The sequence below is a fragment of the Bacillus sp. ISL-78 genome, assembly GCF_018613455.1.
In the GTDB taxonomy this organism is placed as follows: domain Bacteria; phylum Bacillota; class Bacilli; order Bacillales; family DSM-1321; genus Peribacillus; species Peribacillus frigoritolerans.
In genome coordinates, this window is record NZ_JAGGQC010000004.1 from 97,318 (window position 1) to 109,596 (window position 12,279).

Here is a 12,279-nt window from a genome sequence, read left to right on the forward strand (position 1 = left end):
TAAAGGGAGCGGTTTTTTTGCATTTATGGAAGGTCGGTGTGTTAGAAGAATCCGAATAGTGAAAATAGGTCTGACATCTAAACCTTTATTGAAGATTGAAACATTTTTCTGTAAAATAGGTTGAAGTGAATTTTAAAAGACACGAAAATTTTTCTATTCGATTAGGGAAATCATAAAAAAGCGCAAAACTAAGCAATGGAATTGGAGAGATGCCAAATGGGAAAAGTTTATGTTTTCGATCACCCGTTAATTCAGCACAAATTAGCCTATATACGTGATATAAATACAGGAACAAAAGAATTCCGTGAACTAGTGGATGAAGTTGCATCATTGATGGCATTTGAAATCACGAGGGATATGCCGCTGGAAGAAGTGGAAATCCAAACGCCTGTAAGCACAGCGAAAGTGAAAATGCTTTCTGGTAAAAAAGTGGGGATCGTCCCGATTTTACGTGCAGGCATAGGGATGGTGGACGGAATCATTAAGCTGATTCCTGCAGCAAAGGTCGGACATGTTGGACTTTACCGTGATCCTGAAACATTGAAACCGGTTGAATATTATGCGAAGATGCCAAGTGACTTGGCAGAAAGGGAATGCATTGTCGTTGACCCGATGCTAGCCACTGGCGGATCAGCCATCGAAGCGATCCATTCCATTAAAAAGCGCGGTGCAGTCAATATTAAATTCATGTGTTTGATTGCAGCTCCAGAAGGTGTAGAAGCTTTAAAAGAAGCTCATCCTGATGTTGATATCTATATTGCGGGCCTTGACGAAAAACTGAATGAACATGGTTATATCGTTCCGGGTCTTGGAGACGCAGGAGATCGTTTATTCGGCACAAAATAAGGAAAGAAACTGAGGTGTCACGAATGAACAAACCGATTAAAGTCATGACCATTTTCGGGACGAGACCAGAAGCTGTCAAAATGGCTCCCTTAGTGCTCGAATTTCAAAAACACCCAGAATATTTCAAGCCGATCGTTGCTGTTACGGCTCAGCATCGCCAAATGTTAGATCAAGTTCTTGAACTATTTTCCATAAAGCCGGACTATGACTTGGACATAATGAAGGAAAGGCAAACGCTTGCTGACATTACCACAAGGGCATTGAATGGTCTTGATTCCGTAATGAAGGAAGCTAAACCAGATATTGTTCTCGTTCATGGTGATACAACCACAACGTTTGTCGCCAGTCTGGCAGCTTTTTATAATCAAATTGTCATTGGGCATGTAGAAGCGGGGCTGCGCACATGGAATAAGTATTCCCCCTATCCGGAAGAGATGAATCGACAGCTTACCGGTACGATGGCGGATTTGCATTTTGCGCCGACTTCGAAAGCCGAGGAGAATCTTCTGAACGAAAACAAGAAGGATAATATCTTCGTGACGGGAAATACGGCAACGGATGCGTTAAAAACGACTGTAAGGTCGACATATTCCCATCCGGTTTTAAATGGACTTGGAGAAGACAGGCTCATTTTGCTTACCGCCCATCGCAGGGAAAATCTAGGGGAACCCATGAGGAATATCTTCAGGGCCGTTAAGAGAATCATTGTTGAGCATGATGATGTTCAAGTGGTATATCCTGTCCATTTAAATCCGCTTGTTCAAGAATTGGCAAACGAAGTTCTCGGGGACGATCCGCGGGTTCATTTGATCGAACCGCTGGATGTATTGGATTTCCATAACTTCGCTTCTAGAGCCTATCTGATTTTGACTGATTCTGGAGGAATCCAGGAAGAGGCACCGTCACTTGGTGTACCCGTCCTGGTTTTAAGGGATACGACCGAACGTCCTGAGGGGATTACGGCCGGAACCTTAAGATTGGCTGGTACTGATGAACAAACCATATATGATTTGGCACATGAATTGCTCACCGATCAAGAGGTGCACGAAAAAATGTCGAAAGCTTCAAATCCATATGGGGACGGAAATGCTTCGGTCCGCATAGCTGAAGCCATCCGTTACTATTTCAAGCAAGTGAATATGCCGCCAAATAGATTTGAACCATAAAAAGGGAAAAGCCATGCGCTTTTCCTTTTTTTATTTGCATACTCCAAGGTTGTTGAGAAAAGCTAACTGCTAAGGGGATGATTATGTTGGGAAAGAAAACGTTCATAGTGTTTGTTTTCCTTTTTATATTTATTTATCAAAATGAAAAGGGCTGGGCATCCGTCATTCTGCCGCCTTTACCAAAACTATCTGAATCTAAGGAAGTAACCGTTGTTGTCACGATGGATAAGGCGTTTCAACGAGAAAAGGTTGAAAAATTGCTTAAAAAATATCCATCCCTTCAGTTACGGAATGTTTATTCGGTTGCCCTGAATGGATTTTCCCTTCATGGGAAAATGAATGAGATAGAGCAACTTAAAAAGGAGAGTGAAATTCAGGCTGTAACGGAAGTATCCGTTTATCAAGCCGTGTTGGATAAAAGTGTCCCATACATAGGAGGAGACAGGGTCAGGGGTTTCTTTGATAAGGAGAATCACCGGATTACCGGGAAAGGGATAAAGGTAGGAATAATCGATACTGGCATCGATTATACACATCCAGATTTGCAACGAGCTTATAAAGGAGGTAAGGATCTGGTTGATGGTGATGCAGATCCGATGGAAACCAAAAATCAAGGCGACCTGGATACATTGCATGGCACTCATGTGGCGGGCATCATTGCAGCCAATGGAAAAATGAAAGGCGTCGCACCTGATGCGGAGATTTATGCATATCGTGCTTTGGGGCCAGGCGGTTCCGGAGATACAGATCAAGTATTGACGGCCATTGAGTCAGCCATGAAGGATAAGGTGGATGTATTGAACCTCTCTCTAGGCAATAACGTCAATGGTCCTGATTTACCTATCTCCCTCGCGTTGAATAAGGCTGTGGAAAGCGGCATCGTTGCCGTGACATCAAACGGGAATTCCGGACCGGCTGTATGGACCGTCGGTTCACCCGGTACAGCGGAAAAAGCGATATCCGTTGGAGCTTCGACTCCGCCCTTAAGGGTGCCGTATATGATTTACGGACTTGGATCAAAAAAGCATCAATCGCATTTAACCTTGTTTCAAGGCTCTAAAAAATGGAACCTGACGTTCTCCGAGGATGTCATATATGGAGGACTGGGTAATGAAAAGGACCTGAAGAATGTTCGGGATAAGATTGTGTTGATGGAACGTGGCACACTTACCTTCCAGCAGAAAGTATCCAATGCAGAAAAGGCAGGTGCGAAGGGTGTAATTGTTTTTAATAATACGAGCGGGACCTTTACTGGAAGCTTGGAAAAAGAAATGAACATCCCAGCTGCCTCTATTAATAGAAGAGATGGATTGCAGCTCAAGCAAATCATGGAGCAAGGGCAGAGCAAAACCGTTCAATTTGTTTATAAGAACGAGCAGGATAGGCTTGCGGATTTTAGCTCCAGGGGACCGGTAACCGTATCATGGGGTATAAAACCTGACGTATTGGCACCGGGAGTGGAAATTGAAAGCACCATTCCTAAAGGATATATGTCCCTGGATGGAACAAGTATGTCCGCACCGCATGTTGCAGGAGCATGCGCCTTAATCCTGCAAAAACACCCGGAATGGACTCCTGATCAAGTGAAATCTGCATTGATGAGCACTTCCAAGCCATTGAGGAAAACAGCAAATCAATTGTATCACACATATGAACAGGGGGCTGGACGCATCCAGGTCGACGAAGCGTTAAAAGCGGACACGCTCTTGAATCCAAGCTCATTGTCCTTTGGGATGTATACAAAAAAAGAGGGAATTGAAGAGCATCATGAAACGATAATCATAGAAAATACCGGAACGGAAATGAGGAAGTACTCATTCATGGTCCCATTAAAAGAGATGGGACTAACTTGGGAATTGCCGAAATCCCTTACTTTGAAACCGAAGGAAAAGAAACGGATAAAAGTCGGATTGCAGGTCAACCCAGCCAAGCTTAAAAAGGGAGTCTTTGATGGATACCTCATTATAATGGAAGGAACCAAAAGAATATCCCTTCCTTATTTATATGTAAAAGAAGAGCCTGATTATCCAAGGATAATGGGATTTGATTTTGGCCAAGGGGACAAGGAAGGCACATATCGATACGAAATGTATCTTCCGCGCGGGGCTGAAGAATTCGGTATTGCGCTTTATGAGGAAGATAGCTTGAAATTCGCTGGATATTTGGATTGGTCCAGATCGGCTCCTTCCGGATTGATAAAAAAAGATGTATTGAAAAAGGACTTGCCGCCTAAAGGAGTGTATAAAGCGATAATCTTTGCAAGAAGGGGCGGAAGGGAAGATCGGATAGAAAAGACGTTACTTATCGAGTGAAGAGAGGACAATAAGTAAAATAAAATGGATGTCAATAGTATAAAAAAGATAATTTGTGAACAATTCGTTAATAATTACAAACCTGTGACAAATTTCACTAACCACTCATTGACAATGATTCTAGCCTATTGTATGCTAACAAAGGATGTAGAATGAGAGGGGTTTCATACGTTAATAACGTGTCAAATAGAAGTGAGTTTTGACCTTCTATTTGGACTTGTTACGGGCAAATTCTTCTAAGCTAAACAAGATACTACAATATTTCTAGGGAGATTACATGACAAAATGCTAGAATTGGAAAAAATGTTCAATAGGCAGTTAAAATACATGTTGTATTTAATGGGTATTTATCTACTTGGGGTGGTTTTCACTTCACATGATTCAGTCTTCCAAGGATTTTTGCTTGGAACTGCTTTCAGCCTATTTATATTCTGGTCAATGGTCAAAAAGAACAAGAAGTTCGCCCAAGAGGTTGCCGAAGGTAAGAAAACGCGCTCCCTTGGTAGTTTAACTAGAATGTCTGTAGCGGGTTTAGCTGCAATTATTGCATTGAGATATCCTGATGAGTTTCAGGTGGTCTGCGTGGTTGTGGGATTAATGACAGTTTACTTTGTCATTATGATAGATTATTTTATGCAAAACATACGTAGGTAGTAAAGAAGAGAGGTGAATACTGTTGAATCATGAAGCTCCTATGTGGGAATTTATGAATACCGGAATACATTTCAACTTGGCTAATGTTCTTATGATGACCATCGCAAGTCTCATTGTCTTCATTATTGCTGTAGCAGCAACTCGAAAACTTGCGATGAAGCCAACAGGTATCCAAAACTTTATCGAATGGGTTATGGATTTTGTGAAAAATATCATCAACAGCAATATGGATTGGCGTACGGGTGGTCAGTTCCTAATGTTGGGAATGACGTTAATATTGTACGTATTTGTTTCAAACATGTTAGGATTGCCGTTCTCGATTGTAATAGGACATGAACTTTGGTGGAAATCACCTACATCTGATCCGGCAATAACTTTAACTTTGGCAGTTATGGTAATGGGTTTAACTCATTATTATGGTATCAAGATGAGAGGCATGAAAAATTATGCCAAAACTTATGTTCAGCCAATGGGTTTCTTGTTTCCGTTAAAGATTATTGAGGAGTTCGCTAATACGTTAACTCTTGGATTGCGGCTTTACGGGAATATTTATGCGGGTGAGTTACTATTAACTTTACTTGCTGGACTAGGAACAAGTGGTGTTGTGGGTGCAGCCACTGCTGCATTACCGATGTTAGCTTGGGAAGGATTTAGTATCTTTGTCGGCTCCATTCAAGCTTTTATCTTTACTATGTTAACGATGGTTTATCTTTCCCATAAAGTAAGTGACGACCATTAATTATAAATATTGTTCATTTAGAACATTATATTGTTGAAAAAAATAAAACAACATTTCAAGGAGGAAATTTATCATGACAGGTTCTTTAGGTCTTATAGCTGCTGCTATCGCAGTTGGATTAGGTGCACTAGGTGCGGGTATTGGTAACGGTCTTATCGTTGGGCGTACAATTGAAGGAATGGCTCGTCAGCCAGAAGCTCGCGGTATGCTTCAAACTACAATGTTCGTTGGTATTGCATTAGTTGAGGCACTTCCAATCATCGCTGTAGTTATCGCGTTTATTGTAATGGGTAAATAAGATAACTTGAAAAAGTTCAATAATGGCGAAGATGATCCAAGGAGACCCTTCGCCATTGCTCTGTGTTAAAGTGAACATTTATGGCAGTGATACTGTCAATCGAAAATACAGAACTTCAATAGTGAATCTCATGAAGGGAGTGAACCGAGCGTGTTAACAAGCAATTTTGTTCTTGGTCAAGCAGTCCACTTTAATGGTGGGGACATCATATACCAGCTTGTAATCTTTATTATTTTGTTAGCGTTGCTTAAGAAGTTTGCATGGGGTCCGCTAATGGGCATCATGAAAGAACGTGAAGAGCATGTTGCGAATGAAATTGAAGCAGCTGAAGTTAGCAGAAAAGAAGCACTGAAATATTTAGAAGAACAGCGTGAAATCGTAAAACAATCTCGCACTGAAGCGGGACAACTTATAGAGAATGCTAAGCAACAAGGCGAAGCACAACGCGAAGATATTATTAATCAAGCGCGTGCAGAGGCTGAAAGAGTTAAAGAATCAGCAAAACGTGAAATCGTTCAAGAGAGAGAAAAAGCAGTTGCCGCCTTACGCGAGCAAGTAGCTTCATTATCTGTCATGATCGCTTCTAAGGTGATTGAGAAAGAACTTTCATCAGCTGATCAAGAAAAACTAATCAATGAATATATTCAAGAGGCAGGAGAAGGTAAATGAGCGATATAACTGTAGCAGGACGTTATGCTGTAGCTCTTTTCCAAATTGCGAAAGAGCAAAATCTCATTAACCAACTTGAAGAAGAGCTTCGCATAGTGAATGAAGTATTCACAAATGATAAAGATCTATTTGGCTTCTTGGCTCATCCTAAAATGACTAGAGATGCCAAAAATTCAATGCTTGCAAATGCATTTGCAAGTCTTTCGTCTTCCGTTCGAAACACTGTAATGTTAATGGTGGAGCGTCATCGCACAAGTGAAGTGACTGCCATGGCACAAGAGTTCATTGAACTTGCAAATGAAGAAAATTCAGTTGCGGATGCGACTGTTTATACAGTTAATCCATTAACTGAAGCTGAAGCGGAAGCTGTGTCTTCAGCTTTTGCTGCAAAGATCGGCAAACGTAATTTGCGTATCACTAATGTTACGGATAGCAATATTCTTGGCGGTATCAAACTTCAAATCGGTAACCGTATTTATGACGGAACGATACGTGGGAAGCTTGATCGCCTTAGCAAACAACTATTAGGTTAATATTCACAGATAGGGGTGAAATTCATGAGCATCAAAGCTGAAGAAATCAGTGCGCTGATTAAAAAGCAGATTGAAAACTATCAGTCGGAAATTAAAGTAAGCGATGTAGGTACAGTGATCACTGTTGGTGATGGTATCGCTCGCGTTCATGGTTTAGACAATGCAATGGCTGGGGAGCTCTTAGAATTTTCTAATGGTTCAATGGGATTGGCACAAAACCTTGAACAAAATAACGTAGGTGTTGTTATTCTTGGACCATTCAGAGATATTCAAGAAGGCAGTGAAGTACGCCGTACTGGCCGTATCATGGAAGTGCCAGTTGGAGAAGAATTAATCGGACGTGTCGTGAATCCGCTAGGACAACCATTAGATGGCCTTGGTCCGATCGCTACAACAAAAACTCGTCCAATCGAAAGCCCTGCTACAGGTGTTATGGACCGTAAATCTGTTCATGAACCATTACAAACAGGAATTAAAGCAATCGATGCGCTAGTACCTATCGGACGTGGACAACGTGAGTTAATCATCGGTGACCGTCAAACTGGTAAAACATCAGTTGCGATCGATACAATCCTTAACCAAGCTGACCAAGATATGATCTGTATCTATGTGGCTATCGGTCAAAAAGAATCAACTGTTCGTGGAACTGTTGAAACACTACGTAAAAATGGTGCATTGGATTACACAATCGTTGTATCTGCTTCAGCTTCTCAACCAGCACCACTTTTATACCTAGCGCCATATGCTGGTGTGACTATGGGTGAAGAGTTCATGTTCGCTGGCAAGCACGTTCTTGTAGTATATGATGATCTTTCTAAACAAGCATCTGCATACCGTGAACTTTCCTTGCTACTTCGCCGTCCTCCAGGTCGTGAAGCATTCCCAGGGGATGTATTCTACTTGCACTCCCGTTTACTTGAGCGTGCAGCAAAATTGAATGACACTTTAGGTGCCGGTTCAATCACTGCGCTTCCATTTGTTGAAACACAAGCAGGCGACATCTCTGCTTACATTCCAACAAACGTAATTTCCATCACTGATGGACAAATCTTCTTGCAATCCGATTTGTTCTTCTCGGGTGTACGTCCTGCGATTAACGCTGGTCTATCCGTATCCCGTGTTGGTGGATCTGCACAAATTAAAGCGATGAAGAAAGTTGCTGGTACTTTACGTCTAGACTTGGCTTCTTACCGTGAACTGGAAGCATTCTCTCAATTCGGTTCTGATCTTGATGCTGCAACTCAAGCAAAACTTAACCGTGGTGCTCGTACAGTTGAGGTTCTAAAACAAGATCTAAACAAACCGATCAAAGTTGAGAAACAAGTCATGATTTTCTATGCATTGACTAAAGGTCATTTAGATGATATTCCAGTATCGGATATCCTTCGTTTTGAAGAAGAATATTATGTGTTCCTAGATCGTTCTCATCCGGAATTATTAGATCACATTCGCACAACGAAAGGTCTTCCTGAAGATGCTGCTATCGTTGCTGCAATTAATGAGTTCAAAAAGAACTTCGTTATTTCTGAATAATAAGGTCTAACTAATTTATAAAGGGTGGTGAGAATGAATGGCCTCTTTACGCGATATTAAGTCTCGGATCACTTCAACGAAAAAGACGAGTCAAATTACAAAAGCGATGCAGATGGTATCTGCTTCTAAAATGAACCGTGCTGAAGCTAATGCTAAAGCATATGTTCCATATATGGATAAAATTCAAGAAGTAGTATCAAGTATTGCGAACGGAAGTACGGGTGCATCTCATCCAATGCTTGTCTCGCGTCCAGTGAAGAAAACCGGTTACCTGGTAATCACATCGGACCGCGGATTGGCGGGAGCATACAATAGTAGTATCCTTCGCCACGTTCATAAAACCATTCTTGAACGCCATAAATCCAATGATGAGTTCGTCATTATCGCAATCGGAAGGGTTGGCCGTGATTTCTTTGTCAGCCGTAACATGCACGTAGAGCTTGAAGTAACTGGAGTTCCTGATCAGCCTTCTTTCGCTGACATTAGCTCCCTTGCTAAATCAACAGTGAATTTGTATCTAAATGAACTGTGTGATGAGCTTTACATGTACTATAACCATTATGTCAGCCCAATCCAGCAGGATGTAACGGAAACGCAAGTCCTTCCGTTAGCTGACTTCAATACTTCCAATGCAGCAATGACTTCTTATGAATTTGAACCGAATGCAGAAGAAATTCTTGAGGTATTACTGCCTCAGTACGCAGAAAGTTTAATTTATGGTGCTTTGTTAGATGGTAAAGCAAGTGAGCACTCTGCACGTATGACTGCAATGAAAAATGCAACCGATAATGCTAAAGAATTGATTGATTCACTTTCATTGCAATATAACCGTGCACGTCAGGCCGCAATTACTCAAGAAATAACGGAAATTGTCGGCGGTGCAGCAGCTTTAGAATAAAATTATTAAAGGGACGGTCGGACCGGACGATGCTTGGCCGTTCCATAAACTAGATTGTCGTTATAAGCAACGTTAGGAGGGAAAACGATGAATATAGGACGCGTTACTCAAGTTATGGGTCCGGTTGTTGACGTGAAATTCGAAGACGGACAACTTCCTAAGATCTATAACGCGTTAAGAATCGAAAATACAGCGTCTGGTACAGGACTAACTCTTGAAGTAGCCCTTCAACTAGGTGATAATACAGTTCGTACTGTAGCAATGTCTTCCACTGATGGTTTAACCCGTGGTGCAGAGACTGTTGATACAGGAGCTCCAATTTCCGTTCCTGTAGGTGAAGTAACATTAGGCCGCGTTTTCAACGTATTAGGGGAAAACATTGACCTATTCGAACCACTTGCAGCAGAGGTGCGCCGTGATCCAATTCACAGACAAGCACCAACTTTTGAGGACTTATCAACAACAGTTGAAATTCTTGAAACTGGTATTAAAGTAGTAGATTTACTTGCTCCTTACATCAAAGGTGGTAAAATCGGTCTCTTCGGTGGAGCCGGTGTTGGTAAAACTGTACTTATCCAAGAACTTATTAATAACATCGCACAAGAGCACGGCGGTATCTCTGTATTCGCTGGTGTAGGTGAGCGTACTCGTGAAGGAAATGACCTTTTCTACGAGATGACTGATTCTGGTGTTATTAAGAAAACAGCGATGGTATTCGGACAAATGAACGAGCCACCTGGTGCACGTATGCGTGTAGCTCTAAGTGGTTTGACAATGGCTGAATATTTCCGTGATGAACAAGGACAAGACGTTCTTTTCTTCATCGATAACATCTTCCGTTTCACACAAGCAGGTTCTGAGGTTTCTGCCCTTCTAGGCCGTATGCCTTCAGCGGTAGGTTACCAACCAACCCTTGCTACAGAAATGGGTCAATTGCAAGAACGTATTACATCTACCAATAAAGGTTCTGTTACATCCATTCAAGCGATCTATGTACCTGCCGATGACTATACGGATCCGGCTCCAGCTACAACTTTCGCCCACTTGGATGCAACAACTAACCTTGAGCGTAAACTTTCTGAAATGGGTATTTACCCTGCAGTTGATCCATTGGCTTCTTCTTCTCGTGCCCTTAGCCCAGAAGTCGTTGGAGCTGAGCACTATAATGTGGCTCGCCAAGTTCAATCAACTTTACAGAAATATAAAGAACTTCAAGATATTATTGCGATCTTGGGTATGGACGAATTAAGCGAAGACGAAAAAGTAATCGTTGCCCGTGCTCGTAGAATTCAAAACTTCTTGTCACAAAACTTCCACGTGGCTGAACAATTTACTGGTCAAAAAGGATCTTATGTACCGGTTAAAGAAACAGTCCAAGGATTCAAAGATATCCTAGCTGGAAAATATGACGAACTTCCTGAAGATGCTTTCCGTCTAGTTGGCCGCATCGAAGAAGTTGTTGCTAAAGCAAAAGAAATGGCTTAATTAAAGGGACCTAGGAGGGAATGAAATGAAGACCATTAAAGTCAATGTTGTTACTCCCGATGGCCCAGTATATGATGCAGAAGTTGAAATGGTAAGCACTAAAGCTAAAAGCGGTGAGCTTGGAATCATGGCTGGACACGTTCCAACTGTAGCTCCTCTTACCATCGGTGCTGTCCGTCTTAAAAATGGAAGCAACACAGACTATGTAGCTGTAAATGGTGGCTTCTTGGAAGTTCGCCCTGATGTGGTAACCATTTTGGCTCAATCTGCTGAAAGAGCTGAAACTATCGATCTTGCACGTGCTCAAGCAGCAAAAGCCCGTGCTGAACAAAGATTGCAGAACAATGATGGATCAAATGATGCTAAAAGAGCTGATTTAGCGCTTAAACGTGCAATCAACCGAATCCAAATTGCAGAAATGCGATAACTTTAATTGATTAAAACACCTGATCAAACCATTCGTGGTGAGACCAGGTGTTTTTTTATCCTGAAGGTTTTTGAGGATTATTGACATGGAATATCGGAATTAGGAAAAAAATGTCGAATTATAAAGTAAAGTATTTTCCATTTTAAACCTTTACTCGTCGACATGTTTTTATCCTAATGATATAATGTATACGCTTACATTTATTGCTTCATACCCCCTCCTATCACGTTGCTTCTAAAAGAATGTTACCCTGCATAATATTTATAACGTATCCAAAATGAAGACAAGCAAACTTAAATTGTAGCCATTTAACATGATATATCCATAAAGGGAGATGAACATGGGACAGCTGCATATTTACCAAAATAATTATTTAATTGTATTTGTTTTCCTTTGTCTCGGTATTTTATTACCTGTGATCGCTTTATTTCTTGGTAGACTGCTAAGGCCTTATAAACCGACAGATATGAAGTATACGACTTATGAAAGCGGAATCGAACCTTTTCAGGATTCAAGGGTCCAATTCAATGTCAGGTATTATCTATTTGGATTGATGTTCGTCATATTTGATGTAGAAACGGTTTTTCTTTACCCATGGGCGGTTGCCTATGATGAACTCGGACTGTTTGCATTGATTGAAATGCTGTTTTTTGTCGTGATCCTTATGCTAGGGCTAATCTATGCTTGGAAAAAGAAGGTGTTAAAGTGGAATTGAAGTT

At 41.3% G+C, this 12,279-nt stretch carries 13 protein-coding genes; all 13 read left to right on the forward strand.

Going from position 1 to position 12,279, the window contains the following annotated elements:
- The first annotated feature begins 216 nt into the window (after positions 1-216).
- A complete protein-coding gene (gene upp, locus J7I96_RS05985; RefSeq protein ID WP_034315825.1) occupies positions 217-846 on the forward strand; it encodes a uracil phosphoribosyltransferase in 630 nt (209 codons plus the stop codon).
- Positions 847-869: 23 nt separating this feature from the next.
- Positions 870-2,012 (forward strand): non-hydrolyzing UDP-N-acetylglucosamine 2-epimerase, encoded by a 1,143-nt coding sequence (gene wecB / locus J7I96_RS05990; RefSeq protein WP_214772359.1) that lies wholly within the window; start codon positions 870-872, stop codon positions 2,010-2,012.
- A gap of 83 nt (positions 2,013-2,095) precedes the next feature.
- A complete protein-coding gene (locus tag J7I96_RS05995; RefSeq protein ID WP_285292091.1) occupies positions 2,096-4,324 on the forward strand; it encodes a S8 family serine peptidase in 2,229 nt (742 codons plus the stop codon).
- A 285-nt stretch (positions 4,325-4,609) separates the two neighbouring features.
- Complete coding sequence (locus J7I96_RS06000; RefSeq protein ID WP_214772357.1) at positions 4,610-4,978, forward strand: ATP synthase subunit I; 369 nt, start codon at positions 4,610-4,612, stop codon at positions 4,976-4,978.
- Positions 4,979-5,000: 22 nt separating this feature from the next.
- Entirely contained in the window at positions 5,001-5,717 is a 717-nt protein-coding gene (atpB, locus tag J7I96_RS06005; protein WP_034315819.1) for a F0F1 ATP synthase subunit A, read from the forward strand.
- A gap of 73 nt (positions 5,718-5,790) precedes the next feature.
- The gene (atpE, locus tag J7I96_RS06010) at positions 5,791-6,015 is read left to right on the forward strand and encodes a F0F1 ATP synthase subunit C (protein ID WP_034315818.1); all 225 of its coding nucleotides are present in this window, start codon (positions 5,791-5,793) and stop codon (positions 6,013-6,015) included.
- Between the two features lie 150 nt (positions 6,016-6,165).
- Positions 6,166-6,684 (forward strand): F0F1 ATP synthase subunit B, encoded by a 519-nt coding sequence (gene atpF, locus J7I96_RS06015; RefSeq protein ID WP_057278186.1) that lies wholly within the window; start codon positions 6,166-6,168, stop codon positions 6,682-6,684.
- Positions 6,681-7,217, forward strand: coding sequence for a F0F1 ATP synthase subunit delta (locus tag J7I96_RS06020; RefSeq protein ID WP_214772355.1), 537 nt, complete (start codon positions 6,681-6,683; stop codon positions 7,215-7,217). The genes atpF and J7I96_RS06020 overlap by 4 nt, the downstream gene beginning before the upstream one ends.
- Positions 7,218-7,241: 24 nt before the next feature.
- Entirely contained in the window at positions 7,242-8,750 is a 1,509-nt protein-coding gene (gene atpA / locus J7I96_RS06025) for a F0F1 ATP synthase subunit alpha (protein WP_034315812.1), read from the forward strand.
- Positions 8,751-8,787: 37 nt separating this feature from the next.
- A complete protein-coding gene (locus J7I96_RS06030; protein ID WP_034315808.1) occupies positions 8,788-9,648 on the forward strand; it encodes a F0F1 ATP synthase subunit gamma in 861 nt (286 codons plus the stop codon).
- Positions 9,649-9,735: 87 nt separating this feature from the next.
- A complete protein-coding gene (atpD, locus tag J7I96_RS06035) occupies positions 9,736-11,133 on the forward strand; it encodes a F0F1 ATP synthase subunit beta (RefSeq protein WP_214772353.1) in 1,398 nt (465 codons plus the stop codon).
- A gap of 25 nt (positions 11,134-11,158) precedes the next feature.
- Positions 11,159-11,560, forward strand: coding sequence for a F0F1 ATP synthase subunit epsilon (locus J7I96_RS06040; protein WP_034315803.1), 402 nt, complete (start codon positions 11,159-11,161; stop codon positions 11,558-11,560).
- A 340-nt stretch (positions 11,561-11,900) separates the two neighbouring features.
- Positions 11,901-12,275, forward strand: a complete 375-nt coding sequence (locus J7I96_RS06045; protein WP_057278185.1) for an NADH-quinone oxidoreductase subunit A — start codon at positions 11,901-11,903, stop codon at positions 12,273-12,275.
- Positions 12,276-12,279: the final 4 nt, after the last annotated feature.

Coding starts and splice junctions, on each gene's coding strand:
- upp (WP_034315825.1), top strand. CDS start 217: ATGGGAAAAGTTTATGTTTTCGATCACCCGTTAATTCAGCACAAATTA.
- wecB (WP_214772359.1), top strand. CDS start 870: ATGAACAAACCGATTAAAGTCATGACCATTTTCGGGACGAGACCAGAA.
- J7I96_RS05995 (WP_285292091.1), top strand. CDS start 2,096: ATGTTGGGAAAGAAAACGTTCATAGTGTTTGTTTTCCTTTTTATATTT.
- J7I96_RS06000 (WP_214772357.1), top strand. CDS start 4,610: ATGCTAGAATTGGAAAAAATGTTCAATAGGCAGTTAAAATACATGTTG.
- atpE (WP_034315818.1), top strand. CDS start 5,791: ATGACAGGTTCTTTAGGTCTTATAGCTGCTGCTATCGCAGTTGGATTA.
- J7I96_RS06020 (WP_214772355.1), top strand. CDS start 6,681: ATGAGCGATATAACTGTAGCAGGACGTTATGCTGTAGCTCTTTTCCAA.
- atpA (WP_034315812.1), top strand. CDS start 7,242: ATGAGCATCAAAGCTGAAGAAATCAGTGCGCTGATTAAAAAGCAGATT.
- J7I96_RS06030 (WP_034315808.1), top strand. CDS start 8,788: ATGGCCTCTTTACGCGATATTAAGTCTCGGATCACTTCAACGAAAAAG.
- atpD (WP_214772353.1), top strand. CDS start 9,736: ATGAATATAGGACGCGTTACTCAAGTTATGGGTCCGGTTGTTGACGTG.
- J7I96_RS06040 (WP_034315803.1), top strand. CDS start 11,159: ATGAAGACCATTAAAGTCAATGTTGTTACTCCCGATGGCCCAGTATAT.
- J7I96_RS06045 (WP_057278185.1), top strand. CDS start 11,901: ATGGGACAGCTGCATATTTACCAAAATAATTATTTAATTGTATTTGTT.